Origin of the sequence: Mycolicibacterium chlorophenolicum (assembly GCF_001044235.1) — a bacterium.
Classification (GTDB): domain Bacteria; phylum Actinomycetota; class Actinomycetes; order Mycobacteriales; family Mycobacteriaceae; genus Mycobacterium; species Mycobacterium chlorophenolicum.
This window is the reverse complement of the sequence record NZ_JYNL01000069.1, coordinates 353,083-377,165: the sequence shown is the minus strand read 5'-3', so window position 1 is coordinate 377,165 and position 24,083 is coordinate 353,083. Positions and strand designations below refer to the sequence as shown.

General features: G+C 68.7%; 26 protein-coding genes. 16 read left to right on the top strand and 10 right to left on the bottom strand.

What is annotated here, in order from left to right; translation table 11 throughout:
* Positions 1-2: 2 nt before the first annotated feature.
* Positions 3-1,517, bottom strand: coding sequence for an MFS transporter (locus MCHLDSM_RS31645; protein ID WP_048473694.1), 1,515 nt, complete (start codon positions 1,515-1,517; stop codon positions 3-5).
* A 130-nt stretch (positions 1,518-1,647) separates the two neighbouring features.
* Between MCHLDSM_RS31645 and MCHLDSM_RS31640 the strand changes: the two genes are divergently transcribed.
* From MCHLDSM_RS31640 to MCHLDSM_RS36740, 3 genes are all read left to right on the top strand, one after another.
* Complete coding sequence (locus MCHLDSM_RS31640; RefSeq protein WP_048473693.1) at positions 1,648-2,586, top strand: NAD(P)/FAD-dependent oxidoreductase; 939 nt, start codon at positions 1,648-1,650, stop codon at positions 2,584-2,586.
* Positions 2,583-3,560, top strand: a complete 978-nt coding sequence (locus MCHLDSM_RS31635) for an MOSC domain-containing protein (RefSeq protein ID WP_048473692.1) — start codon at positions 2,583-2,585, stop codon at positions 3,558-3,560. The genes MCHLDSM_RS31640 and MCHLDSM_RS31635 overlap by 4 nt, the downstream gene beginning before the upstream one ends.
* Positions 3,561-3,653: 93 nt before the next feature.
* Entirely contained in the window at positions 3,654-4,010 is a 357-nt protein-coding gene (locus MCHLDSM_RS36740) for a WhiB family transcriptional regulator (RefSeq protein ID WP_234714254.1), read from the top strand.
* Here MCHLDSM_RS36740 and MCHLDSM_RS31630 read toward each other — a convergent pair.
* Positions 3,979-4,176 carry a hypothetical protein gene (locus tag MCHLDSM_RS31630; RefSeq protein ID WP_048473691.1) on the bottom strand — a complete coding sequence of 66 codons (198 nt, stop codon included), beginning with the start codon at positions 4,174-4,176 and terminating at the stop codon, positions 3,979-3,981. The genes MCHLDSM_RS36740 and MCHLDSM_RS31630 overlap by 32 nt on opposite strands.
* 36 nt (positions 4,177-4,212) lie before the next feature.
* Entirely contained in the window at positions 4,213-5,148 is a 936-nt protein-coding gene (locus MCHLDSM_RS35215; protein WP_168439965.1) for a LysR family transcriptional regulator, read from the bottom strand.
* 150 nt (positions 5,149-5,298) lie between these two features.
* On the opposite strand from MCHLDSM_RS35215, the gene MCHLDSM_RS31620 reads away from it, so the two are divergent.
* The 9 genes from MCHLDSM_RS31620 (at position 5,299) to MCHLDSM_RS31580 (ending at position 14,112) form a co-directional block, all read left to right on the top strand.
* On the top strand, positions 5,299-6,174 hold the full coding sequence (locus MCHLDSM_RS31620; RefSeq protein ID WP_048473690.1) for an alpha/beta fold hydrolase: 876 nt from the start codon (positions 5,299-5,301) through the stop codon (positions 6,172-6,174).
* The gene (locus MCHLDSM_RS31615) at positions 6,171-6,845 is read left to right on the top strand and encodes a cysteine hydrolase family protein (RefSeq protein ID WP_048473689.1); all 675 of its coding nucleotides are present in this window, start codon (positions 6,171-6,173) and stop codon (positions 6,843-6,845) included. Before MCHLDSM_RS31620 ends, MCHLDSM_RS31615 begins: the two co-directional genes overlap by 4 nt.
* Positions 6,838-7,299, top strand: coding sequence for a nuclear transport factor 2 family protein (locus MCHLDSM_RS31610; RefSeq protein ID WP_048473688.1), 462 nt, complete (start codon positions 6,838-6,840; stop codon positions 7,297-7,299). The genes MCHLDSM_RS31615 and MCHLDSM_RS31610 overlap by 8 nt, the downstream gene beginning before the upstream one ends.
* Positions 7,300-7,324: 25 nt before the next feature.
* Positions 7,325-7,963: a pyridoxamine 5'-phosphate oxidase family protein gene (locus tag MCHLDSM_RS31605; protein WP_048473687.1), complete on the top strand. Its 639-nt coding sequence runs from the start codon at positions 7,325-7,327 to the stop codon at positions 7,961-7,963.
* Between the two features lie 186 nt (positions 7,964-8,149).
* Positions 8,150-9,532, top strand: coding sequence for an amino acid ABC transporter substrate-binding protein/permease (locus tag MCHLDSM_RS31600; RefSeq protein ID WP_234714280.1), 1,383 nt, complete (start codon positions 8,150-8,152; stop codon positions 9,530-9,532).
* Positions 9,529-10,299: an amino acid ABC transporter ATP-binding protein gene (locus tag MCHLDSM_RS31595; RefSeq protein ID WP_048473686.1), complete on the top strand. Its 771-nt coding sequence runs from the start codon at positions 9,529-9,531 to the stop codon at positions 10,297-10,299. Before MCHLDSM_RS31600 ends, MCHLDSM_RS31595 begins: the two co-directional genes overlap by 4 nt.
* Positions 10,300-10,348: 49 nt before the next feature.
* A complete protein-coding gene (locus MCHLDSM_RS31590; RefSeq protein ID WP_082169160.1) occupies positions 10,349-10,771 on the top strand; it encodes a nitroreductase family deazaflavin-dependent oxidoreductase in 423 nt (140 codons plus the stop codon).
* A 110-nt stretch (positions 10,772-10,881) separates the two neighbouring features.
* Positions 10,882-12,447: a PE-PPE domain-containing protein gene (locus MCHLDSM_RS31585; RefSeq protein WP_234714253.1), complete on the top strand. Its 1,566-nt coding sequence runs from the start codon at positions 10,882-10,884 to the stop codon at positions 12,445-12,447.
* Between the two features lie 123 nt (positions 12,448-12,570).
* Positions 12,571-14,112, top strand: coding sequence for an ICP22 family protein (locus MCHLDSM_RS31580; protein WP_048473684.1), 1,542 nt, complete (start codon positions 12,571-12,573; stop codon positions 14,110-14,112).
* 10 nt (positions 14,113-14,122) lie between these two features.
* Here the strand turns inward: MCHLDSM_RS31580 and MCHLDSM_RS35210 are convergent, their stop codons facing one another.
* The 3 genes from MCHLDSM_RS35210 to MCHLDSM_RS31565 all read right to left on the bottom strand — a co-directional run bounded on the left by MCHLDSM_RS35210 (position 14,123) and on the right by MCHLDSM_RS31565 (position 16,773).
* Positions 14,123-15,115: a PE-PPE domain-containing protein gene (locus MCHLDSM_RS35210; RefSeq protein WP_053083141.1), complete on the bottom strand. Its 993-nt coding sequence runs from the start codon at positions 15,113-15,115 to the stop codon at positions 14,123-14,125.
* Positions 15,116-15,208: 93 nt separating this feature from the next.
* Positions 15,209-16,000 carry a M15 family metallopeptidase gene (locus MCHLDSM_RS31570; protein ID WP_048473683.1) on the bottom strand — a complete coding sequence of 264 codons (792 nt, stop codon included), beginning with the start codon at positions 15,998-16,000 and terminating at the stop codon, positions 15,209-15,211.
* Positions 16,000-16,773: a DUF427 domain-containing protein gene (locus MCHLDSM_RS31565; protein ID WP_048473682.1), complete on the bottom strand. Its 774-nt coding sequence runs from the start codon at positions 16,771-16,773 to the stop codon at positions 16,000-16,002. The genes MCHLDSM_RS31570 and MCHLDSM_RS31565 overlap by 1 nt, the downstream gene beginning before the upstream one ends.
* Positions 16,774-16,855: 82 nt before the next feature.
* Here MCHLDSM_RS31565 and MCHLDSM_RS31560 point away from each other — a divergent pair, with 82 nt between their 5' ends.
* Complete coding sequence (locus MCHLDSM_RS31560; protein ID WP_234714252.1) at positions 16,856-18,169, top strand: H(+)/Cl(-) exchange transporter ClcA; 1,314 nt, start codon at positions 16,856-16,858, stop codon at positions 18,167-18,169.
* Here MCHLDSM_RS31560 and MCHLDSM_RS31555 read toward each other — a convergent pair.
* Entirely contained in the window at positions 18,154-18,453 is a 300-nt protein-coding gene (locus MCHLDSM_RS31555) for a DUF732 domain-containing protein (protein WP_048419827.1), read from the bottom strand. The genes MCHLDSM_RS31560 and MCHLDSM_RS31555 overlap by 16 nt on opposite strands.
* Before the next feature lie 411 nt (positions 18,454-18,864).
* On the opposite strand from MCHLDSM_RS31555, the gene MCHLDSM_RS31550 reads away from it, so the two are divergent.
* Complete coding sequence (locus MCHLDSM_RS31550) at positions 18,865-20,223, top strand: wax ester/triacylglycerol synthase domain-containing protein (protein WP_048473681.1); 1,359 nt, start codon at positions 18,865-18,867, stop codon at positions 20,221-20,223.
* Positions 20,224-20,230: 7 nt separating this feature from the next.
* On the opposite strand, the gene MCHLDSM_RS38670 is transcribed toward MCHLDSM_RS31550, so the two are convergent.
* Complete coding sequence (locus MCHLDSM_RS38670) at positions 20,231-20,392, bottom strand: hypothetical protein (protein WP_168439967.1); 162 nt, start codon at positions 20,390-20,392, stop codon at positions 20,231-20,233.
* A gap of 47 nt (positions 20,393-20,439) precedes the next feature.
* Between MCHLDSM_RS38670 and MCHLDSM_RS31545 the strand changes: the two genes are divergently transcribed.
* Complete coding sequence (locus tag MCHLDSM_RS31545; RefSeq protein ID WP_048473680.1) at positions 20,440-21,291, top strand: GNAT family N-acetyltransferase; 852 nt, start codon at positions 20,440-20,442, stop codon at positions 21,289-21,291.
* A gap of 2 nt (positions 21,292-21,293) precedes the next feature.
* Here the strand turns inward: MCHLDSM_RS31545 and MCHLDSM_RS31540 are convergent, their stop codons facing one another.
* Positions 21,294-22,652, bottom strand: a complete 1,359-nt coding sequence (locus MCHLDSM_RS31540; RefSeq protein ID WP_048473679.1) for a flavin monoamine oxidase family protein — start codon at positions 22,650-22,652, stop codon at positions 21,294-21,296.
* A 380-nt stretch (positions 22,653-23,032) separates the two neighbouring features.
* On the opposite strand from MCHLDSM_RS31540, the gene MCHLDSM_RS31535 reads away from it, so the two are divergent.
* A complete protein-coding gene (locus tag MCHLDSM_RS31535; RefSeq protein ID WP_048474137.1) occupies positions 23,033-23,776 on the top strand; it encodes a TMEM165/GDT1 family protein in 744 nt (247 codons plus the stop codon).
* A 4-nt stretch (positions 23,777-23,780) separates the two neighbouring features.
* Here the strand turns inward: MCHLDSM_RS31535 and MCHLDSM_RS31530 are convergent, their stop codons facing one another.
* The gene (locus MCHLDSM_RS31530) at positions 23,781-24,020 is read right to left on the bottom strand and encodes a hypothetical protein (protein WP_048419823.1); all 240 of its coding nucleotides are present in this window, start codon (positions 24,018-24,020) and stop codon (positions 23,781-23,783) included.
* Positions 24,021-24,083: the final 63 nt, after the last annotated feature.

Below are 24,083 nucleotides of genomic sequence, written 5' to 3'. Positions count from 1 at the left end.
GATCAGGGCGAGCGGGGCAGCTGCGCACCTTCAGCGCGGACGGAGCCGCGGCGCCGCGGGGTCTGCTCCGCGGCGAGCGGAGTAGCGATGTCTTCCAACGACTTTCCTTCGGCGTCCACGGCCAGGAACCAGGCGACCAACCCGCCGGCGATCATCACCGCCGCACCAAGCAGGTAGCCCAGGAACAACCGGAACGGCTCGGACCCGTCGCCGATCAGGGCGCCGTAGATCACCGGTCCCAGCGCGCCGAAGCACTGCGCGATCGCGAAGAACACCGCGATCGCCTTCGCCCGCACCTCGAGCGGGAAGATCTCGCTGACGGTCAGATACGCCGAGCTGGCCCCCGCGGATGCGAAGAAGAAGATGACACACCACGCGATGGTCTGCGTCAGCGCGTTGAGCGCTCCGGCGTTGAACAACACGGCGCTGAACGCCAACAGCAGCCCGGAGAGAATGTAGGTCCCGGCAATCATCTTCCGGCGGCCGATGGTGTCGAAGAAATGACCGATCGTCAGCGGCCCGGCGAGGTTGCCCACCGCGAAAGCGATCAGATACAGCGGCGTCGACTCCGACGGCACCCCGTAGAACTTGCCCAACACCAACGTGTACGTGAAGAAGATCGCGTTGTAGAGAAACGACTGGCTGATCATCAGCGAGGCACCCAGTATCGAGCGGCTCGGATACTGCCGGAACAGCACCCGGGTCAACGCCAGGTAACCGATCTTCTCCGTCGGCCGCAGCTCGATCGCCCTGCTCTCGTCGACGGGCGGTAACGAGGCGCCGGTGGATTTCACCTCGCGTTCGATGTAGGAGATCGACTCCTCGGCTGCCGCCTCCCGGCCGTTCATCACCTGCCAGCGTGGGCTCTCCGGCAGATGCCGACGCACTACGAGGATCACCAGGCCCAGCACCGGCCCGATCAGGAACGCCAGTCGCCACCCCACGCTGAGATCCATCGCCTTGAGGAACACGAACGTGCCCAGCGTGCCGAGTACCGCTCCCGCCCAATAGGTTCCGTTCACCGCGATGTCGACCCGGCCCCGGTAGCGCGCCGGGATCAGCTCGTCGATCGCCGAGTTGATGGCCGCGTACTCGCCGCCGATGCCCATGCCCGCGATGAACCGGGTGACGTACAGGAACGCCACCCAGCCCGCGCCGTTGCCGAGCGTCAACGCCGTCAGCGCACTGCCGAGAAGATAGACCCCCAGCGTCACCATGAACAGGTTGCGGCGACCCAGCTTGTCCGAGAGCCGTCCGAAGAACAGCGCCCCGACCACCTCGCCGGCCAGATACACCGTCGCGAGGAGCCCGACCGCGGCCGACGAAAGACCAAGTGTCTCGGGCTGACTCAGCGTGTCGGCGACCGCGCTGGCGATCGTGATCTCCAGACCGTCCAGAATCCAGGCCACCCCGAGGGCGATCACCATCCGCGTGTGGAACGACGACCACGGCAATCGGTCGATCCTGGCCGGAATGAGACTGCGGATCGCTCCGTCGGTACTGGTGGGTGATGCCATGACCGCCTCCTCGCCGCGCCCTGCTCGAAAGCGGGACTTCCCACCAGAATGCGGTCGGAAACCCCCGATTTCTGCGCGGGCGTCAGCAGGGGTGCTCACAGGCCCACCCGGACTTGACTACGGTGGCGGGATGGCATCACCACGCGTCGCCGTCGTCGGAGCGGGACTGTCCGGCGCCGCGTGCGCGCAGGCGCTGGCGCAGCGCGGCATCGCCGTCGAGATGTTCGAGCGGGGACGCGCGCCCGGCGGCCGGATGGCGTCACCCACCGTGCAGGGACGCCGCGTCGACGTGGGCGCCGCCTACTTCACGGTCAAGGACTCCGGGTTCTCGGCCGTCGCCGACGGCTGGGTCGAGCGCGGCCTGGCTCATCCCTGGACCGACACCTTCGACGTGCTCTCACCCGACGGGCGCGACGCCACCACGGGGCCGGTCCGCTTCGCCACCTCCGGTGGACTGCGGTCCCTGGTGCGCGACCTGGTGCCCGAGGGCATCCGGTTCCAGACGGAGATCGCCACGCTCGACGAGCTCGACCACGACGCGGTGGTGCTCGCGATGCCCGATCCGCAGGCGGCACGGCTGGCCCCCGACGCGTGCGCGTGGGTGGACTACGAACCGGTGATCGCCGTCGCCGCAGGCTGGGGTCAGCGCTCGTGGTCGCTGGCCGACGCCGCCTTCGTCAACGACGACCCCGACGTGTCGTTCATCGCCGACGACGGGTCCCGGCGCGGCGACGGCGCCGCTGTGCTCGTCGCCCACACCACCGCGTCGCGGGCCTGCCGGCATCTCGACCAGCCCGCCGACGCGGTGGCGCCCGTGCTGGCCGCGTTGCGCCGGTTGCTCGACATCACCGCCGAACCGTCATGGACGCACGTGCACCGCTGGACGTTCGCCAAACCTGCCGACACGCACGGCGACGCCGAGTTCGCCCTGATCACCGGTGACCGCCTGCTGGGGGTGTGCGGCGACGCCTGGTGCCCGTCGGGAGCGCCGCGCGTGGAGTCGGCGTGGATGTCGGGCCGGCGGCTCGGCGCCGCGGTCGCAGATGCGGTGGAAGGGAACACGCGATGAACGTCGTTGAGCTGTGGCGCTTTCCGGTCAAGTCGATGGGCGGAACCCGGGTCGACACGCTGCGGATCGACCGGCGGGGCGTGCACGCCGACCGGCTGTGGGCGGTGCGCGACGTGGAGAAGGGGGTGACGGCCTCGGCGCGACGGATCCCGGTCCTGCTGCAGTGCTCGGCCCGCTATGCCGCCGAGCCCACCGAGGACGCCGGTCCCGGCAATGTTCCGGCCGTCGTCATCACCATGCCGGACGGGCGCGAATTCGACGGCGTCGATCCGGAGGCCGATGCGGCGCTCAGCGAGTTGGTGGGCCGCGAGGTGCGTCTGGTGGCGCTGCCGGCGCCGAAAGACACCAGCGCGCATCGCATGTCGCTGCAGACCTCGCTGGACAACTTCGCCGCCGATCAGGTCCGCCGCGACTTCGGGCTGGGCGACACCGACGAGCTGCCGGACACGTCGGTCTTCTCCACGCGTCAAATGGTCACGCTGGCACGCTATTCCACCCCACCCGGCACGTTCGTCGACCTCAGCCCGGTCCATGTGCTCACCACGGCGAGCCTGCGCAGCCTGTCGGCCGACGGAAACCCCTACGACGTCCGGCGCTTCCGGCCCAACGTGCTCGTCGACATCGACGCCGACGGCTTCCCCGAATCGGCGTGGGTGGGCGGCGAGGTACGGCTCGGCGCCGTCGTGCTGTCGGTGACCAACCCGACCATCAGGTGTGTGGTGCCCACCCGCCCCCAACCGGGCGTCGAGCTCGACACCTCGCTGACGCGCCGGCTGGCCGAGCGCACCGACCGCTTCCTCGGCATCTACGCCGACGTCGCGACGCCGGGCACGGTGCGCGTCGGCGACGACGTGAGTGCTCGACAGGCAGAGCCGCCCGGGGTGGTGCAGCGCGCGACCGCGGCCGCCGGCAAGGCGGCCACCCGCGGTCTGCAGAAGGTGCTCGAGGCGACGGTGCTGCGCACCAGGAGCTGACGGGCGGTGTAACGGCGACCGCACCCCGACCGACCTCACCTGTGACCACTGTGTCGCAAGGTGCTGCCGAGACGGATGAACGGAGGCCAGACGGTGAGTCGACGAGATACCACCCTGTCGTCGTTCGCGCGGGGCCAGTGCCTGCGCCTGCCCCCGCCACAGGAGGACGCGTGGAGCTGGCAGCTGCGCGGCAGCTGCCGGGGATACCCGGCCGAGACGTTCTTCCCGGAGTGTTATTCGCGATCCGAGCAACGCAAGCGGGAGAACGCCGCGAAAGTCATCTGCCGTCAGTGCCCGGTGCTCGAGCAGTGTCGCGCCCATGCGCTGCGCACACCCGAGACCCACGGTGTGTGGGGGGCGATGACCGCCGGCGAGCGGGCGCGAGCGCTGCTGCGGCGACACGAGTACCTGCCGGCGGTCAGTCCTGCTGGAGTCGACCATCCGGCGTGACGTGGGCCGTGCCGTCCTCGTGCGCGCCGGGCAGATCCGGCATCTCGTGGCGGCCGCCGGCCGACCGGCGCCGGGACGACCACACCAGCGCGCCCACCGTGGACACGCCGGCGACGATCGCCGTCCGCCAGAGCAGTTCGCGCGGGGACGTCGTGCTGTCGGCCATGCGCCGAGAATGCCCACGACCGCGCGGATGTAATCCCTAACCGCTGCCGGTGTGCCGGAGATGGTCCGGCTGGCTCACCCATCCCGGCGGCACATCGACCGACAGCGCGAGGTGCACGAAGCGGCCGACCGCGGCCGCCGTGGCACGGATCGGGCACCACTGCAGGGTGTAGGGCAGGTACCGGGCCGGGGACAGAGGCCGCAGCACCACACCGGCGCCGGCGCCCGCCACGGCGGCGGTGGTGAGCACCCAGTCGATCTCGGTTTGGTCCGGCCACCGATAGGCCGACAGATCGGTGTCGGCGAATTCGACACTCGGGGGCCGGATTCCGGCGTCGTCGAGAACCTCCTGCAACGCCAGCGACCATGCGGGGAACAGGGCCTCGCTGTGCATCCCCAGTGTCTCGGTCGCCAGGTCCGCCAGATCCAGCGTCTCGCGGTCGGCGAGAGGATGACCCTCGCGCAGCGCGACCATCACCGGTTCGGCGCAGAACACCTCGCTGAGGATTCCGGGCGGGTCGGTCACCGGCCCGCACGTGATCGCGATGTCCAGCGCACCTTCGCCGATCGCGCGTTGCAGATCCGGCAGCCACATCCGGCGCACCGCCAGGTCGACCTCGGGGGCCGCCCGGTGCAGCGCGTCGGCCAGATGCGGCGCCAGCACCGGCGCGGCCGGCGGCGTGATGCCCAACCGGACGGTGCCCGCGTCGCCGTCGGCCAGGCGCCGGATCGCCGCCGCCGCGCCTTCCACGTCCTCGAGAATGGCCCTCGCGCGGCCGAACAGCTCGACGCCGGCCTGCGTCAGCGCCACCCGGCGGGTGGTGCGGGTCAGCAGGGGAGCGCCGACCTCGCGCTCCAACCGGCGGATCAGGTCGCTCAGCGTCGGCTGACCGATGCGCAACTTCTCCGCGGCGCGCCCGAAGTGCAGTTCCCCGGCCACCGCGACGAACGCCTCCAGCTGGCGCAATTCCACCCGCTGATCGTAGGCAGATGATGCCCATTGATCGACCGGCACGATCAGACCGATCGCCGATCGCCCCTTTTTCCGCGGCCCCGATCCCGCCAGGCTGAAAGCCACAGCACCGGCGCGGCCCGGTCCACGACACCTTCGAAGGGGAGCGCCATGTCCGACACCGTCACCCGCTACCACACCGCGACCATCGACGGGCTCGACGTGTTCTACCGCGAAGCCGGCGACCCCGCCCGGCCGACACTGCTCCTGCTCCACGGGTTTCCGTCCAGCTCGCACATGTTCCGTGAGCTGATCACCGCGCTGGCCGACGAGTACCACCTCGTCGCCCCCGACCACATCGGCTTCGGTCAGTCCGCCATGCCGTCGGTCAACCAGTTCACCTACAGCTTCGACCGGCTCACCGAGATCACCGAGAAGTTGATCGAGCACCTGGGCCTCGAGCGCTTCGCGATCTACATCCACGACTACGGCGCCCCGATCGGTCTGCGCATCGCCAGTGCGCGGCCCGAGCGGATCACCGCGATCATCAGCCAGAGCGGCAACGCGTACACCGAAGGCTTCACGCCGTTCTGGGACCGCCTCTTCGCCCACGCGCAGGACCGCGCCGCCAACGAGGACGAGGTGCGTGAGTACTTCACCCTGGAGACCACCCGGTGGCAGTACACCCACGGCGTTCCCGCCGACCGGCTCGACCGGATCGCCCCCGAGACGTGGCAACTCGACCAGGCCGGGCTCGACCGCAAGGGCAACGACGCCGTCCAGCTGCAGCTCTTCTGGGACTACCAGTTCAACCTCGACGGTTACCCGGCGTTCCAGGAGTACTTCCGCACCCACCAGCCGCCGCTTCTGGTCACCTGGGGCCGCAACGACGAGATCTTCGGCGCCGCAGGGGCCGAGGCCTTCAAGCGCGACCTCCCCGACGGCGAATACCACCTGCTCGACGCCGGGCACTTCGCGCTGGAAACCCACGGCGACGAGATCGCCGGCTACATCCGCGACTTCCTCGGCAGACAGGAATCGCTGTGAACTACGACGCCGCGGACACCGCCGTCGTGGTCATCGACCCCCAGGTCGACGTGCTCAGCCCGGCGGGCAAGAACTGGGAGGTGCTGGGCGCCAGCGTCACCGAGAACCGGACCGTCGAGCATCTCGTCGCGTTGCTCACCGCCGCGAAGGCGGGCGGCTACGGGGTGTTCGTCTCCCCGCACTACTTCTATCCGACCGACCACCGCTGGCTGTTCAACGGGCCGCTCGAATCCGACGAGCTCCGCACCGGTACGTTCGCGCGGCGCGGCGCACTCACCCTCGACGGCTTCGCGGGGTCGGGAGCGGACTGGCTCGAGGAACTCGAGCCGCTGATCGACGACGGGTCCACGGTGGTGGCCAGCCCGCACAAGGTGTGGGGTCCGCAGACCAACGACCTGGTGTTGCAGCTGCGCAAGCGGCGCATCGCGACGGTGGTGCTGTGCGGCATGCTCGCGAACATCTGCGTGGAGTCGCACCTGAGGGACCTGCTGGAGCAGGGCTTCGAGGTCGCCGTGGTCCGCGACGCGACGGCCGGACCAAGGCATCCGGTGTTCGGCGACGGCTACCAGGCCGCTCTGGTCAACTACGGATTCCTGGCACATGCCGTGCCGACGACGAGCGAGGTGGTCGCCGCGATGACCGCCGCACAGGAAGGCGCGAGCAGTGAGTGAATCCCGGCCACCGTTCCCCCCGTTCGACCTGACCTCTGCGCTGCAGAAGGTGCAGGCCGCCGAGGACGCCTGGAACACCTGCGATCCCCACCGGGTCAGCCTGGCGTACACGCCCGACAGTGCTTGGCGCAACCGCGACCAGTTCCTCACCGGCCGCGACGCGATCGTCGAGTTCCTCACCGCGAAGTGGCAGCGCGAACTCGACTACTCACTGCGGAAAAGCCTGTGGGGCTTCCGGAACAACCGCATCGGCGTGCGATTCCAGTACGAATGCCGCGATGCGTCGGGGCAGTGGTGGCGCAGCTACGGCAACGAGCTGTGGGAGTTCGACGACCACGGACTGATGCGCCGGCGCGAGGCCAGCATCAACGACATCCGGATCGAGGAATCGCAGCGACGCTACTTCGGGCCGCGCCCCGAATCCGAACACGGTCACGAAATCCCGCTCCAGTGATCGTCATTCGCGTCTCGGAGGCGCCATGAGCAAGCGCTACGGCGCCATCGCCTTCACCGACGACGTCCGCGCGGTGCAGGCCGAGCACGGCAGCGAGACCTTCTACGGTCGCAAGGCCGACGCGGGTGCGAGGTCACCGGGTCCGGATCCGCTGACCGAGGACGAGAAGGAGTTCCTGGCCGAACGGGACGGCTTCTACCTCGCCTCGATCGGCGAGACGGGCTGGCCCTACGTGCAGTTCCGCGGCGGAACAGCGGGATTCGTGCACGTGCTGGACGACCGCACGATCGGCTGGGCCGACTTCCGCGGGAACCTGCAGTACATCAGCACCGGGAACATGGCCGGTGACGACCGTGTCGCGCTGATCGCCGTCGACTACGCCCACCGGCGCCGGCTGAAGATCTTCGGCCACGCGCGCATCGTCACCGCCGACGAGGACGCCGACCTGCTGCACTCCCTGTCCGACGACAGCTACGACGCGGTGGTCGAACGTGCCGTCGTCGTCGCCGTGGAGGCCTACGACTGGAACTGCCCGCAGCACATCACCCCCCGCTTCACCGTCGCCGAACTCGACAGCGCGCTGGCGCCGACCCGCAGCCGGCTCGCCGCACTGGAAGCGGAGAACGCCGACCTGCGCAAGCGTCTCTCGCAACGGAACAGTTGACGCGACCGACCCCCATAACCGGATCAGGCGCGCGCCCGTGGGTCTAGCCTCAACCTGATCATCGTCGACAGGGAGGTCAGCATGCGAGCCGGTTGGACGGGGCGTACCGTCCCGGAAGCGGCGGGGTGGTGGACGCACATCGGCCGCCGCGTGGTCTATCTGGTCGGGGTTCTCCTCGTGGTGGGAATGGGTTCGGTGCTCTCGGCCGCCCCGGACGCCCACGCGCAGGGCCAGACGTACACCGTCGCGACCGACACCACGTTCGCGCCGTTCGAATTCCAGGACAAAGAGGGCAATTTCGTCGGTATCGACATGGACCTGATCCGGGCGATCGCCAAGGACCAGGGCTTCACCGTCGACATCAAGCCCCTCGGATTCGACGCGGCGCTGCAGGCCGTGCAGGCGAACCAGGTCGACGGTGTCATCGCGGGCATGTCGATCACCGACGAACGCAAGAAGGTCTTCGACTTCTCCGATCCCTACTTCGAGTCCGGCATCCAGATGGCGGTGCTGAAATCGAACAACGACATCAAGTCCTATGAGGACCTCAAGGGCAAGCGCGTCGCGGTCAAGAACGGCACGCAGGGCTCTGATTTCGCGAACTCGATCAAGGACAAATACGGCTTCGAGGTGGTGTCGTTCGCTGACTCGTCGTCGATGTTCGACGAGGTGCGGACCGGCAACTCCGACGCGGTCTTCGAGGACTACCCGGTGCTGCTCTACGGCATCGCGCAGGGCAACGGCTTCAAGACCGTGACACCGAAAGAAGACCCGACCGGCTACGGCTTCGCCGTCAACAAGGGCCAGAACCCCGAGCTGCTGACCAAGTTCAACGAGGGCCTGAAGAACCTCAAGGCCTCCGGCGAATACGACAAGATCATCAGCGCCTACCTCGGGGAAGAGGCCACCACCGACGACAACTCGTTCCTCGGGCTGATCAAGAGCACCTTCCCGCTGCTGCTCGAGGGCCTCAAGATGACCGTCATCCTGACGGTCGTCTCGATCTTCTTCGCGCTGATCCTCGGCGTCATCTTCGGGCTGTTCCGGGTGTCGCGGGCCATCTGGCTGCGCGCCATCGGCACCACATTCGTCGACATCTTCCGCGGCACCCCGCTTCTGGTGCAGGCGTTCTTCATCTACTTCGGCATCCCGTCGGCGCTCGGATTCCAGATGTCCGCGCTCACCGCCGGCATCATCACGCTGTCGCTGAACGCGGGCGCCTACATGACCGAGATCGTCCGCGGCGGCATCCTGTCGGTCGACAAGGGGCAGATGGAGGCGGCGCGCAGCCTGGGCATCGGCTACCTGCCCACGATGCGCAAAGTGATCCTGCCGCAGGCCATCCGCACGATGATCCCGTCCTACATCAACCAGTTCGTCATCACGCTCAAGGACACCTCGATCCTGTCGGTGATCGGCATCGCCGAACTGACTCAGACTGGCCGGATCATCATCGCCGGCAACTACCAGTCGTTCAACATGTGGCTGATCATCGGCATCATCTACTTCATCGTCATCATGGCGCTGACCAAACTCTCGGACCGACTCGAGAAGAGGCTCGTGAAATGAACCAGCTCGTCCCCGACGCCGCGACGGAATCGAAAGGCGCGGTGAAGATCCGCATCGAGGGGCTGAAGAAGTCCTTCGGTGATCTGGTGGTGCTCGACGGCATCACCACGACCGTCAAGGAGGGCGAGGTCGTCTGCGTGATCGGGCCTTCCGGCTCGGGCAAGTCGACGTTCCTGCGGTGCCTCAACAAACTCGAGGACATCACCGGCGGCACGGTGGTCATCGACGAATTCGATCTCACCGACAAGAAGATCGACCTCGACAAGGTGCGCCAGCGCATCGGCATGGTGTTCCAGCACTTCAACCTGTTCCCGCACATGACGGTGATCGACAACGTCACGCTGGCCCCGCTGCTGACCAAGAAGATGGACAAGGCCGCGGCCGAGAAGCGCGCCATGGAACTGCTGGGCCAGGTGGGTCTGGCCGAGAAGGCGCACGTCAAACCCGCGACGCTGTCCGGTGGGCAGAAGCAGCGGGTGGCCATCGCCCGGGCGCTGGCGATGAACCCGTCGATCATGCTGTTCGACGAGGCCACCAGCGCGCTCGACCCGGAGATGGTCGGCGACGTGCTGGAGGTGCTGCGCACGCTGGCCGCCGAAGGCATGACGATGGTGGTGGTCACCCACGAGATGGGCTTCGCGCGCGAGGTGGCGTCCCGGGTGATCTTCATGGCCGACGGCAACATCGTCGAGGACGACACGCCCGCCGAGGTGTTCGACCACCCCAAACACCCTCGGCTGCAGGACTTCCTGTCGAAAGTCTTATAGCCGCGCACTCCGCGGGAATTTCTCGCCGGAGTTGGTGTTGACTGGGTGCGTGACCGAGCAACCGCAGCTGAGCCCCACTGATTGGGTCCGCGAGCAGACCGAACGCATCCTGGCGCAGGGCACCACCGACGGCGTGCAGGTGTACGACCGTCCCGTCGTCCTGTTCACCACCACCGGGGCCAAGTCCGGCCAGAAGCGCTACGTGCCGTTGATGCGCGTGGAGGAGAACGGCAAGTACGCCATGGTCGCCTCCAAGGGTGGCGACCCTGCCCACCCGGCGTGGTACCACAACGTCAAGGCCCATCCGGCCGTGACGGTCCAAGACGGCGAGCAGGTCAGGGAGATGACCGCGCGCGAACTCTCCGGTGAGGAGCGGGAGCACTGGTGGGCGCTCGCGGTCGAGAACTACCCGCCGTACGCCGAGTACCAGACGAAGACCGATCGGCAGATCCCGGTCTTCATCGTGGAGTAGCTCGCCGCCTCCTGGCTAACTCCGGTCACCCGGCTTGAGGACCTAAGTCTCTTAGCTGCGACCGGCTTCCGCATCCACACTCACTTCCATTGGTCAAAAAGTGGCCGTGAGTGAGGACCCGGATGCGACTACGCGCGCGCTCGGCGGCAGCAGTGGTGCTGGCTGCAGCGATCACCGTTCTGTTCACCGTGGTGTCGGTCGTCGTGTCGGCGTCGGCCGGTGCCGGTACCGCGCTGATCATGGGCGGGAACGCGCATTCGCTGAGCGTCCCGCAGGACACGCCCGAATACATCAAGGGCTACGTCGACGGGGCGGCCGTCGAGTACCTCGCCCCGAGCGGTCTGTGCGGTCCGTCGTGCTCCCTCGTCGCGGTCTACACCCCTGAGCAGTTCAGATTCGTGACCGGCATCTTCGATATGACGTTCGATGAGTCGGTGGCGGTCGGTCAGGCCAACCTCGACGATTGCGTCGGAGGGACTGCCTGCACGGTCACCCTCGCTCCGTACACCGAGACCGGATCGCAGCCGGTGGCGGACGGCTCGTACGTGATCTTCGGGTACTCGGAAAGCTCCACCATCGCGAGCATCCAGAAGCTGCAGTTGATCGCGCATCCGGTCGCCCCGACGGTCGACTTCCTGCTGGTGGCCAATCCGAATCGGCCCAACGGGGGCATCCTCGAGCGGTTCGTCGGGGCGTACATCCCGATCCTCGGGGTGACGTTCAGCGGAGCCACCCCGACCTTCTCGCCTCAGCCCACGCCGCTGACCACGGTCGACGTGGCGCGGCAGTACGACGGCTGGGCTGACTTCCCCACCAATCCGCTGAACCTGCTGTCCGACGTCAACGCGTTCGCCGGAACGGTTCTGTTGCACGGCAAGTACTTCGGCGTCGGCACGCCCCAACTGCAGGGTCAGTACCAGGACAGCACCTACTACCTGATCCCGACGCCCGTGACGCCGCTGTTGATGCCGTTGACGTGGATACCGCTCGTCGGGAAACCGCTCGCGATCGCCCTGGATCCGGCGACGCGCGTACTGGTGGAGACGGGCTACGACCGCACCATCAACCCCGGACAGCCGACGCCGGCCAAACCCTTCTACGTCCCGAACCTGATTCGAACCGCCAGGAACTTCGCCGTGGCGATCCCGACCGGATGGGACGACGCGATCAGTTACGTCACCGGCGATCCCGGCTGCCGACCGTTCCACACCGCGATCCCGTCGAGTACTTACGGAGTCGGGGGACCGCCGACGTACACCGGAGCGGTCGACCCCTACGGCGACCCCACGCCGTATCTCGAGCCGTCCGTCCCGGCGAGCACGGCGGCTGCGCAGCCCACGGACGCCGCCCCGCCGGCCGAACTCGCGGGCGAAGGAGCAGGGGACGGGCCCGCCGGCGACACCGACGCATCGCCCCAGCCCGCGGACGCGACATCGGAAGACCGGCCGACCGAGGCGCCGTCTCGGGCCGACGCGGCCGAGCGCGACGCGGAGACGACGGGGAAGCACAGGTTGTGGGGTAGCCACCTGTCGGTGAACCGGGCCGCACGTCATTTGCCGAGAGCGGATGTCGCGGTACCTCGCCGAGATTTGCGCATACGTCAATTCATGTTCGGTCATCCGCCGATCTCGCCGCCTGCAAACAGGCCGAATGGGGTCATGCCAACGCGAAAGTGACGAATCTGTGAGCCGATCGGGCGATTTGCTACGGGTCCGGTCACATTCCGGTTACGGTGATTGCTGCTGTCAATCCGTGATCCTTGCTGGCTCCCCGGCGGGGACGCTTCCGAAAGGGGCGCCATGCCTTCCGTTCGTCCATTTGTCACGGCGGGTGTGGCGCTGGTGGGCGCCAGCGTCATCGCCGTCTCACCCGTCACCCCGACGCAGCCGCAGATCCGGACCGTCGGCATGGACGTCGCCCTCGTGGCCGCCACCACCAACGACTTCTGCCAGGGGGTCTCCGGCACGCTCTGCCAGACGGCGGGCGCCGAACAGCTCACCGCCGCACCGGCGGCGGCGGCCGCACCGAGCGGTGCGCCCAACCTGTTCAACATCCCGGCCAACCTGTTCATCGCGCTGGCCAACGTGCCCTACAACTTCTTCAACGCCCTCGGGCAGGGCGACGTCAACCTCGGGGATCTCCCCGACAGCGGCTTCAGCTTCACCAACTCCCGGGACGGGATCGACCTGAACCAGACCGGCGTGGTCGGCCTGACGGCGGACCTGGAGTACGGCGGAAGCTGGTGGGTGTATCACCCGTTCAACGTGCTCGGCACCGACTCGGCTGACATCGCCCGCTACCAGTCGCTGGTCAACGTGCTGCTGCCGTTCCCGGCACTCTCGGTCGGCCTGGGCAACATCCTCGCGACGGTGGCCGCCTCCCAGCTGCCGATGAACGTCGGCTGCACGGGCACCAACGTCGGCGGCTGCGACCACCCCGAGCAGATCCTGTCCACGATGTTCGACCTGCGGCACATCGTCGCGCTGTTCTCCCCGGGCGGTTACACGTTCCCCGCCGTCAAGAACCCGATCACCTGCAGCTCTGACGGGCTGTGCGACATCAAGGATCCCGACGGGGAGCCCGAGCCGTGGTCCGAACAGAACTACGCGCTCAACCTCTTCGATCCGTTCGAGAACTTCTACAACAGCCTGCTCGAGACACCGGACTTCAGCCAGATCAAACTGCCGACGCTTCAGATGATCGTCGGCACCATCACCGGCCTGCTGCGCGGGCTCAACACCGCGTTCAACCCGTTCGTCGTCGGCACCCAGTGCGGCCTGTGCTCGCTGTTCGTCAAGGTGCCGCCGGGCGAGACCCGCCCGGGCCCGATCAATCCGGGTGCGGAGATCCCCGGCAAGCCGGGCACGCAGACCGCGACGCTGGTCGCGGCCACGGACACCGCAGCGGCCGCTGCGCCGGCGGTCGAGCAGCGTGGTGGGGCATCGAGTGACGACGCGAAAGCCCCGGCGCGCGAGGAGGATTCGACGCCGGAGGAGACGGGCGGCGACACGACGTCGGCCGAGACGGTCTCCGATACCGAAGAGCCTCAGCAGGGCGACGTCGACGAGACCGACGACACCCAGGACACCACCGGGGCCGACGACGTGACGCCGGAGCCCGACGTCACCGAGGACACGGCTGCCGGGGACGACGCCTCCGACGCGTCGGACGCGGGCGACGCAGGTGATGACGCCTCGTCGGCCGCCGACGACGGCAAGGCCGACGACAACAAGGCCGACGACAAGAAGGACACCGGCAGCACCAGCGGCTCAGGGTCCGGCACCACCGGGGGCACGTCGTCGTCGGGGACGACCGGCAGCACGTCGGGCTCCGACGACTGAGCGGCTCCGATCAGGAAGCCGCGGCGTCGGCGGTGTCGGCCCCGGCGGACGGTCGGGTGCTCGAGGCGGCCGGGCGCTGCGGTTGCCGGCGGTCGGCCTGACGGGTGGTCCGGCGTTCGGCGGCCTCGGCCTGCCGGTCCTTAAACCGGCTGCGGCGCTGCTCCTGCCGGTCCGTCGCCGGCGCCTGGGCGGCGTCGGTCGTGTCCGTCGCGTCGGCTGTCGCGGCGGTGGTCTGATTGCGCTTGTAGGCCCGGTCGACGATCGGTCGCAGCTTGGCGTCGAGTGCGGCGATCCTGTCGGGGTCTGCGCCCTTCGACAGCATCGGCTGTAGCAGCGGCAGCACCGGGGTGGGGATCAGGATGCTCGTCGTCACCCCGCCCCGGGAGTTCGGCTCCGAGACCGTGATGTGGTCGGCGGGCACCTGCGAGATGTCGTAGTAGGCCATCGGCACGTGCAGCAGGAAGCCACCCATCACCGCGTTCATGACCGCGAGCCCGTTGAACGGATTGTCGGGAAAGTCGGCGATGCCGTCGTACTCGGCCTTGACCACCTTGAGGTTGTACTGCGTCTCGGGCAGCGGCTGGTATCTCACGCCGGTCCCGCGGTACCACCGGGCGCTGATGCCCCCGTACACCGCCGCGTCCAGCTCCGCCGGCGACGGCGGGTTCGGATCCTGGTCCAGCATCCGCAGCACGTTGTAGACCACCGGCGAGCCGGCCGAGACGCTGCCGATCGTCTTGGGGCCCGGGGTGGCGTACACGGCGGCGTAGAGGTTCTCGGTGCCGACGTCGACGGAGTACTTGAATCTGTTCACCTGACCCGGGAAGGCGACATTGACCCGCGTGTAGTCGGCGAAGTAGCCGCCCATCGCGGTGGCCATGTCCTCGTCGGTCAGCACGTGATATTTGCCGGCGCCGCCGACGAGCAGCGCGGTCGCGGCCTGCGCGGTCGCGGGGGAGACGGCCAGCAGGCACAGGCCCAGCAGGATGACGAGTCTTTTCATCGAAGGTCCCCTGTCCTCCGGACCGCTCCGTTGCGGTCATCTGATCAGTGTCGCTCCGACCGCCTCTTCGTGGGTGAGTTTGCGGGGTTCGATTCAGCGCTGCGCCGACGACGGCGCGACGGGGACGTCGAAGGAGGTGTCGGGGTAGACCTCCGGGGTGAGCGTGAAGTGCCACCACTCCTTGTCGTAGTTCTCGAACCCGTGCTGCTTCAGCCCGTTCGTCAGCAGCAGGCGATTCTCGAGCTGGCTGCCCTGCACCCGCGGATCCAGGGTGTGGGCCAGCGTGTCGAAGCAGTCGTATCCGGTGCCCATGTCGATGCCGGCGTCGGCGAAGCGCTGCCCCGCCGGGGCGGTGCAGTCGACCAGCGGCTCCCCGGCGACGTAGACCGGTTCGGGCGGGGCGGGAAGTGCGACCAGCGTCAGGTCGACCGTGCTGGCCCTGCTGTGGCCCGACTTCTCGGCGATGTAGCCGTCGGCGAACAACCGGCTCTTGTCCACCCGCGGGTAGAACTCCGCCTTCATCTGCTGATCGGCGAGGTCGCGCGCCCACGCGACGAAGTCGTCGACCGCACGTTGCGGGCGGTAGCAGTCGTACACCTTGAGCGAGTATCCGCGGCTGAGGAAGTCGCGCTGCGCGTCGCGCAGCGCCTCGGCCGCCGGGCGGGCCAGAAGGCACAGCGGTGCGTCGTAGCCGTCGACCCTGCGGCCGGTGAAGTTGTGCTCGGTGGCATACCGGATGCCGAGCAGGATCGACGGGTCGACGTCGCTGAGCGAGACGAGGTCGGGGCCCGCCACGGGGTCGGGTTGGGCCGATACCGGTGGGGCGCCTGTGCCCGCCGTGAGAACCGCGCACAGGGCGAGTGCGGCCGTCACTCGGCGGCCCATCAGCTGAAGTGAGTTCGGGGGCGCGGCAACGGTTCTCCGTCCACGGTGAGATCCACCTTCTCGTTGTAGAAGGCCACCAGGTTCGCGATCGGGGCCACCGCGGGCAGCGGCGTGTGATAGGTCCAGGCGATGTCGGTGTGCACCGTGCCGTCCACCTCGGCCGACCAGTAGCCCGAGGTGACGCCCTTGTACGGGCACAGCGTCTGCGTGTCCGACAGGTGCAGCACCTCGAACGAGATGTCCGTCCGGTCGATGTAATACCTTGTGGGCAAGCCTGTTTCGAACAGCAGCACGGGGCTGTGGGTGTCGGCGACCGTGACCCCGCCGATCGCGACCGTGACGTGCCGGTGTGAGCGCAGCGCATCGACCCGCGCGTACGGGTTGCGGGGGTGGCCGTAGATCGGCTCGTCCTCCTCGAACCAGTCCAGGGCGTCCCACGCGAAGCGCACCATGCCGGCGACCGGACCGTCACCGTCGTCGAACACCCGCGCAGCCGACGGGATAGTCCTCCCGGCGCCGGTGAGGGCGAACGTGTGCGACGGGCCGAGTTGCACGCGCTGCGGATGGTTCTCGTCGACAAGGACGTCGGCCGCGACATCGGAGAGCGGGATGTAGTACTGCGGGTAGTACGGCAGCTCCCACACGTACCGCGCCGCGATGGTGTCGAACACCGGTTGGCCGCCCAGGAATCCGCGCACCCGCCGCGGTACCGGTTCCACGCGCCCCCGCGCGGCGGCGGGTGGCGGATAGTTCGGCGGGGGTGCGGCGTCCATGCTCACCGTCGGTCTCCTTGTCGTGGTCCGATCTGCGAAACTGTATGCCCGGCTGTCCCAGCGGCGAAGGAGAACACATCCCGTGACCGCGCGCGGCTCGCTCGTCATCGCGGTGACGGCGATCCTGGCCGGAGTCGTCATCGGTGTCGTCGGCGGCGCGTTCCGCTGGTGCCTGCAGACCGCCGAGCGGCTGCGCCTGGACCTGGTCGGCTGGGCGCATCAGCTACCGGGTCCCGGCTGGCTGATCCCGGTGGCCGCCGCGGCGGCGGGAGCGGCCCTGGCGGCGCTGATCGTGCGCCGGCAGCCGCTGGCGGCAGGCAGCGGTATCCAGCATGTCGAGGCCGTCTACCACGGCCATGCGCGCCCACCGCTGATCGGACTCATGTTCGGCAAGTTCGTCGGCGGCGTGCTCGCGATCGGTTCCGGACTGGTGCTCGGCCGCGAGGGCCCGACCGTGCACATGGGGGCCGCCGTCGGCGCGCAGGCCGCCCGGGGTGCGCGCCTGGGCGACGCCGACATCCGGATGATGCAGACCGCGGTGGGCGGCGCCGGCCTCGCCGTCGCCTTCAACGCGCCGATCGCGGGGGTGCTGTTCGCCGTCGAAGAGGTGACCAAGGCGTTCCGGCTGCAGATGGTGCTGGCCACCACGCTGGCGTCGGCCACGGCGGTCGGCTGCTCCCGGCTGATCCTGGGCAACCACCCCGACTTCGCGGTGGCGAGCATGGCCGCCCCCGCGCTCGCCTGGCTGCCGCTGTTCCTGGTGTTCGGCGTGCTGACCGGCCTGCTCGGCGCCGTCTACAACCAGACGGTGCTGTGGTTCCTCGACCACGTCACCGCGGTCGCGCGCATCCCGGCCATCGTCAAGGCGACGGCGATCGGGGCGCTCGTCGGGCTGGCCAGCGTCGTGGTGCCGCTGTCGGTCGGCGACGGCCAGACGCTGACCCAGCTGCTCCTGGGTGGGCACACCCTGGTGCTCGCCCTCGTCGCGGGATACCTCGCGATCCGCTTCGTCGCCGGTCCGCTGTGCTACTCGGCCGCCCTGCCCGGCGGCCTGTTCGCGCCGCTGCTGGCCGTCGGTGCGCTGTGGGGTGTGCTGTTCGTCGGCGTCTTCGGCCTGGTGTGGCCGCACGACGTGACATCGCTGGCGATCCCGATGGCCATCGTCGGGATGGCGGCGTTTTTCTCGGCGACGGTCCGCGCGCCGGTGACGGGCATGGTCATCGTCATCGAGATGACCGCCACGACAGCGGTGACCGTGCCGATGCTGGGCGCCACCGCCGCCGCGGTGCTGGCCGCACAACTGGTCGGGTCACCGCCGATCTACGACAGCCTGCGCGAGCGCATGCTGCCCGAACGCCCGGCCGGCGGCGTTCCGGACGATCAGGACGGGCAGTAGGTCTGGGTGGCCGCGCCGACGAAGAACCCGCTCTGCTCGACCGTCCAGCCGGCTGGTTCGCTGATCTCGACGGCCACCTGCTCGGGCGCCTGCCCGGCGCCGACGTAGTCGCAGACCGCCGACGCGAGGTTGATCGCGTTCTCCTCGCTGGAGAACGGGATGCCCTCGTTCTGGATCACGTTGATGAAGACGTCGTCGTTCGGGTCCGCCACCGCGGGGGCCGCCAGTGCGGTGGCCAGACCGGCGGCGGCCAGCGCCGCTGACATGATTCCTGTGCCGCGCATGGCGCACCTCCTGGGAATTTGCTGACGGCGTGACATTACGCCGCGCGCTGTGACGGAGTCGTTATTTTCCGGAAATACCCGGACATTTCGTGCAGTCGGAAAACCAACGCGATCAATGCAATGGTGTCGTTCGTCGAAAGGCCCGGTTGATGCTGACCACAGCACCGGCCACCTCGGTGGACGAATGCCCGCAGCCGATTCTCTCCAATGGCGACGATCGGATGCCCAATTCCCTGCCGGTGCCTGCCAGGGGCGAATAGGCATTCCGTGCAATGGGATTCGCCAGTGCCTCCGGGGCCCCGGCCGGGCAGAGGACCTCGGTCGCCATCTGGAGGGAACAAGGTCCTCACTGTGCCGCGGCCCGTGTGCTCAGTGGCCGACCGGCCCTAGGTTGGTGAGCGGGAGCACACGATGAATGAATTCATGCGCAACACCGACGCGTTCACCTGGTCGATGGAAAGCGATCCACGGCTCAGGTCGACGGTGGTCACGGTCCTCCGCCTGGACCGGACGCCGGACTGGGACGACGTCCGCCAACGGTTCCTCCGGCTCAGCGGCGAATTGCCGATGTTCCGGCAGAGGGTGGTGGCGTCACCGCCGCCGGCGCCGCCGCGCTGGCAGGACTGCGAGGAATTCGACCTCGACTTCCACATGCGCCGCATCGGCGCCCCCGGAACGGGATCGTTCGACAGCGTCCTCGAACTGGCCCGGCTGGCGCAGATGGAGGACTTCGACCGCGCCCGACCGCTGTGGAAGATCACGCTGATCGAGGGACTCGCCGACGGCGGCGCGGCCGTGCTCTGCACGTTCCACCACGCGCTGACCGACGGGGTGGGTGGTGTGCAGATCGCGATGGCGCTGTTCGGGCTGACCGACCTGCCGCCGCAATCCGACGCCACCGACGAGGTCGCGCGCCAGCCGTTGTTCGGGGAGTACTGGGACACCGCGCGCTACAGCGCCGGGCTGGTCGGGGGAGCACTCGCCGGGGTGGCGACGCAGGTGCCGCGGCTGCTCGTCGACGGGATCCGGCACCCGGTGCAGGCCCTCGGCTCCGTCGCCGAGATGGCCACCTCGGTCTACCGCGTGGTGCGGCCGGTGAACCAGACGGGCTCGCCGCTGATGAAGCGGCGGACCCTCACCCGCCGCCTCGACGTGCTGGAGATCCCGATGCCGCCGCTGCGGGAGGCGGCCCATCGCAGCGGAGGCGCCCTCAACGACGCGTTCGTCGCCGGGGTGGCGGGCGGGCTGCGCATCTACCACGAGAAACACGATGTCGGCGTCGGCGACCTCCACCTGACGATGCCGATCAGCCTGCGGGCCGACGACGACGCCCCCGGCGGCAACCGGATCACGCTGATGCGGTTCGACGTCCCGGTCGGGGTCAGCGACCCCGCCCAGCGCATCCGGCAGATCCACGAGAGAACCGACCAGGTGCGTCACGAGAAGTCGCTGCCCCACACCCAGTTGATCGCCGGCTTCCTCAACCGGATGCCGCGCTGGTACATCGGTTCGATCCTGCGGCACGTCGACTTCCTGGCCAGCGACGTGCCGGGGATCCCGGTCCCCGTCACCCTGGGCGGGGCGAACGTGGTCATGCAGTACGCGTTCGGGCCGACGATTGGCTCCGCCGTCAACGTCACGCTGCTGACCTACGTCGACACCTGCTCGCTGGGCATCGACGTCGACACCGGGGCGATCCCCGACGTCGACCTGTTCACCGAGTGCCTGCGGGCCGGCTTCGACGAGGTCCTCGCGCTGGCCGCGGACTGACGCCGGATCAGTTCTCGTCGGGGATCTCGTTGCGGGTCTGCCAGCCGGCGGGTGCCTCGGGATCGTCGTCCTGATGGTCGAGCTTGTCCTGCAGCTCCCGCTGTTCGTCGCTGGCCTTCGTCGCGTCCTCAGGCGTGGGCGGCGGCGTGTTGTTCTGTTCCACGGCCACCTGTTTTCTCCGTTGGCCGCAGATCCAAACCCCGACAGAATGGCAGCGTGACGGAGACACCGCTGTTCTGCGGCATCGCACTCGCCGAGCGCATCGAACGTGCCGAGGCCGGATTGATCGCGTCGGCGACCGCAGCCGCCGGGACCCGCGGCGGCTGGGGCATCGCGATGCCCGTCGCCGGCGGCGTGGCCTGCTGCGCCGACACCGGATCACCGATGAACAAGGTGGTCGGGCTGGGGTTCGCCGGACCACCGGACGCGGCGGAGCTCGACGAGATCGAACGGGTCTTCACGGCCCGCGGTGTCGCGGTGGCCGTCGAGCTGTGCCAGCTGGCGGACCCGGCGGTCGCGGCGGATCTGACCGCACGCGGCTACCGACTGGTGGGTTTCGAGAACGTCCTGGGCCGGGCCCTGCCCGGCGACCTGTCGCCGCGCCCGGCGGCGGGCGTAGAGGTCCGCCGCGCCGAGGCGGGGGATCTCGGGGACTGGCTCGACGTGATCATCGACGGATTCGCCCACCCCGACGGAGCCGGAGTGCCCAGCCACGAGACCTTTCCGCGGGACGTCATCGAGCGGGCCGAGCTCGACATGGAGCAGGCCGGAGCGGTGCCGTACCTCGCGCTGTGCGACGGTGCGATCGCCGGCGGCGCCAGCATGCGGTGCGACCAGGGCATCGCCCAGCTCACCGGTGCCGCCACCGCACCCGCCCACCGCCGCCGCGGGGTGCAGGCCGCACTGCTCGAACGCCGGCTACGCGACGCCGCCGAGAGCGGGTGCGACCTCGCCGTCGTCACCACCGCTCCCGGCTCGGCATCGCAGAAGAATGTGCAGCGCAAGGGTTTTCATCTTCTGTACACCCGCGCGGTGCTGGTCGGGAACGTCACGTCGCACCGGAAGTGAGGTCACGCCGCCGCATCTGCGGCGAGTACTTCACGGGCGGCGCGCTCCCCCGAGCGGACAGCTCCGTCGACGAAGCCGTACATCACCGCCGACGTCTCGGTGCCCGCCCAGTGGATGCGGCCGCAGGCCGGCCGGAGCGCGTGCCCGAACTCGGTGAGCACACCCGGTGGCGCGTGGCTGATCATTCCGCCGCCGGAATACTGCTCCGCTGTCCAATCCTGCTGTGTGAACTCGATGGGGACAGATGCTTTCGGTCCGAAGCGGTGCGCGAGCGCGTCGATGATCGCCGCTCTGCGGTCGGCCGGGGCCATTCTGCTGAGCGTGCGTGCGGTGGGTCCCTCGGTCACGATGGCCAGCACACCGGGCCCTTCTTCGTGCATCCCGGCGTCGATGGTGACCGCGGCAGCAGTCCCGGGTGCCGCCGACTGCCCGGTGAGACCGTCGGCGCGCCAGAACGGTTCGTCGTAGAGGGCATGGCACTTGAGGACCGCGCCTGAGGGCATCCGCTGATGTAGCAGTGACCGGTCCACCGGAAGCGCGGGTTCGTAGACGATCTGCCCCGCGATGGCGACCGGGACCGCGACGATGACCCGTGAACCGCGAACTTCCCGACTGTCGCACCGCACGGTGACACCCGCGCTGTCCTGACTGATCGATCGCGCGGGGGCGCCAAGAGACAGCACGTCGGCCAGGCGGTCGGCCATCGGGCGGTAGATCGCGCCCATCCCGCCGACCGGACGTGCGTCCTCGGCAGCGCCCTCCACACCCAGCACGAAGTCCGGGCCGCCTGCGCTGGCCAATTGGAAGACCACGAACAACAGGGACAGCTCCGAGGCGGCTGACGTATAGGAACCAGCGAGCGCCATCTCCAGCAGGCGTCGCGCCTGCCGAACCGGTACGTGCCACTCGAGCCACTGCGCGAGCGTCGTCGCATCCCACCGAACTGCGCGGGCCGCGTCCCAGGGAGCCTCCACCGGGATCGACGCGCACATTCTCCGCAGTTCGAGGAACGCGGTGGCGAGGTTTCCCGACACCCACGGGCGCATGGACCATGGAATGGTGCCGCCGTAGCGGTGGGCCTTGCCGTCGACGAGCATCATCGCCTGCCCATCGACGTACTGCTTGTAGGACCTCACGCCCAGTTCGGCCATCAGCGCATGGATCCGGTCCTGGCCCGGACCGACCCAGGTGCCGCCGTGATCGATGTAGCTGCCGTCGGCGCGTGTTTCGGTGAAGGTGCGGCCACCTGGCCGGTCCCGCGCCTCGATGACGAGCACCGAATGCCCGGCCTGGGTGAGTCGCAACGCGGCGGTGAGGCCGGCGAATCCCGCGCCGACGACGATGTAGTCCGCGTCCTCCATGAACGTCTCCGACCTCAACGGGATGAGACATTCTGCCTACGCCTGACCAGTCGGTACGTCAATAGTTCCCGTCCCGTCACTGACGGATCAGGGTGTCCGAAATTTATCGGTAGTGCAGTCAAACTTATTGTCGGACAGGCACTTTCGAGATGCGCGAGTTGCGCGTCCGGCAGGGGCCAGGGTAGGCTGACCGAAGCGAAGGGGAGTAGCCCCCAATCGGATGGTCGACATACTGGCCCCGCGGTCTGCGCGTCGGCCCGGCCATCCGGACCGGATCGATATCCGGTGGGCGAGACCTTCGGCCGCACAGACCGTTTCGGTTGTCGGCCGGAGGCGTGTACCCACCTCCGAACGGCAGCCACCTGACTGAGGAGTCGCTGGTGATCGCCGCACTGCTGTTGAGCTTCGCCGTGATCTTCGTGGCCGAGCTGGGCGACAAGAGCCAGCTCATGGCGATGATGTTCGCGCTGCGCTACCGCTGGTGGGTGGTGCTGACCGCGATCCTGGCCGCGACCACCGCGGTGCACGTGCTCTCCGTCGCGATCGGGCATTACCTCGGGGCCGCGCTGCCCACCCATCTGCTGGGCCTGCTGGCCGGCGCGATGTTCGTGTTCTTCGGGCTGTGGACCCTGCGCGGGGACTCGCTCAGCGACGAGGAGGCCTCGCGCGCCCAGCGCGCCACCGCGCCCGCGTTCTTCGTCGTCACCTCGGCGTTCATGCTCGCCGAGCTCGGTGACAAGACCATGCTCGCCACCATCACGCTGGCCGCCGACAACAATTGGCTGGGCGTGTGGATCGGTTCGACGATCGGCATGGTCGCCGCCGACGCGCTCGCCATCCTGGTGGGTGCCGTGGCGGGCAAGCACCTCCCCGAGCGGTTCATCCAGATCGCGGCCGCCGCACTGTTCGTGCTCTTCGGCGCGTTCATGGTGATCGAGAACGTCTTCCCCGCGGCGCCGGTGCTGCTGGTCGCCGGTTGCGCTCTGGCGATCGTCGCCGTGCTGGGAGCGATCCCCCGCGCGCTGCCCGAGCGGCTGCGGCCCCCCGTGCTGCGGTCGGCCCGCCAGGAACCGGCCCACGTGTCGGAGCCGGTGTCGCCGGGGTCGACGGGCGTGCGGGACTGACTTCTCAGATCGGCGAGACCGAGCGGATCGCGATCTGCTCGGTCTCGCAGTGCCGGCACGTCAACGGGCGAACCTTCAGGCGCACGTTGGCGATTCGCAACGCTCGCTGACACATGGGGTAGGGGCAGCCGCACGACAGCGTGACCCACCACTGCGCCGGATGCGCCAGGGGTCCGCAGAAGCGTCGGCAGGTGCACAGGATGTCGGGCTCGAAATCCAGTTCCGCCAGCGACGGTTCCAGCATTGTGGTCACGGCCCCCAAGGCTAAAGTGAAGGTCGAGACTTGTGCGGGAGGCGCGCGCGGGCA

Excerpts from the sequence above, each read along its gene's own strand:
- MCHLDSM_RS31645 (WP_048473694.1), bottom strand. The coding sequence starts at position 1,517 with ATGGCATCACCCACCAGTACCGACGGAGCGATCCGCAGTCTCATTCCG.
- MCHLDSM_RS31640 (WP_048473693.1), top strand. The coding sequence starts at position 1,648 with ATGGCATCACCACGCGTCGCCGTCGTCGGAGCGGGACTGTCCGGCGCC.
- MCHLDSM_RS31635 (WP_048473692.1), top strand. The coding sequence starts at position 2,583 with ATGAACGTCGTTGAGCTGTGGCGCTTTCCGGTCAAGTCGATGGGCGGA.
- MCHLDSM_RS31630 (WP_048473691.1), bottom strand. The coding sequence starts at position 4,176 with ATGGCCGACAGCACGACGTCCCCGCGCGAACTGCTCTGGCGGACGGCG.
- MCHLDSM_RS31620 (WP_048473690.1), top strand. The coding sequence starts at position 5,299 with ATGTCCGACACCGTCACCCGCTACCACACCGCGACCATCGACGGGCTC.
- MCHLDSM_RS31605 (WP_048473687.1), top strand. The coding sequence starts at position 7,325 with ATGAGCAAGCGCTACGGCGCCATCGCCTTCACCGACGACGTCCGCGCG.
- MCHLDSM_RS31600 (WP_234714280.1), top strand. The coding sequence starts at position 8,150 with ATGGGTTCGGTGCTCTCGGCCGCCCCGGACGCCCACGCGCAGGGCCAG.
- MCHLDSM_RS31595 (WP_048473686.1), top strand. The coding sequence starts at position 9,529 with ATGAACCAGCTCGTCCCCGACGCCGCGACGGAATCGAAAGGCGCGGTG.
- MCHLDSM_RS31580 (WP_048473684.1), top strand. The coding sequence starts at position 12,571 with ATGCCTTCCGTTCGTCCATTTGTCACGGCGGGTGTGGCGCTGGTGGGC.
- MCHLDSM_RS35210 (WP_053083141.1), bottom strand. The coding sequence starts at position 15,115 with ATGAAAAGACTCGTCATCCTGCTGGGCCTGTGCCTGCTGGCCGTCTCC.
- MCHLDSM_RS31570 (WP_048473683.1), bottom strand. The coding sequence starts at position 16,000 with ATGGGCCGCCGAGTGACGGCCGCACTCGCCCTGTGCGCGGTTCTCACG.
- MCHLDSM_RS31565 (WP_048473682.1), bottom strand. The coding sequence starts at position 16,773 with ATGGACGCCGCACCCCCGCCGAACTATCCGCCACCCGCCGCCGCGCGG.
- MCHLDSM_RS31555 (WP_048419827.1), bottom strand. The coding sequence starts at position 18,453 with ATGCGCGGCACAGGAATCATGTCAGCGGCGCTGGCCGCCGCCGGTCTG.
- MCHLDSM_RS31550 (WP_048473681.1), top strand. The coding sequence starts at position 18,865 with ATGAATGAATTCATGCGCAACACCGACGCGTTCACCTGGTCGATGGAA.
- MCHLDSM_RS31540 (WP_048473679.1), bottom strand. The coding sequence starts at position 22,652 with ATGGAGGACGCGGACTACATCGTCGTCGGCGCGGGATTCGCCGGCCTC.
- MCHLDSM_RS31530 (WP_048419823.1), bottom strand. The coding sequence starts at position 24,020 with ATGCTGGAACCGTCGCTGGCGGAACTGGATTTCGAGCCCGACATCCTG.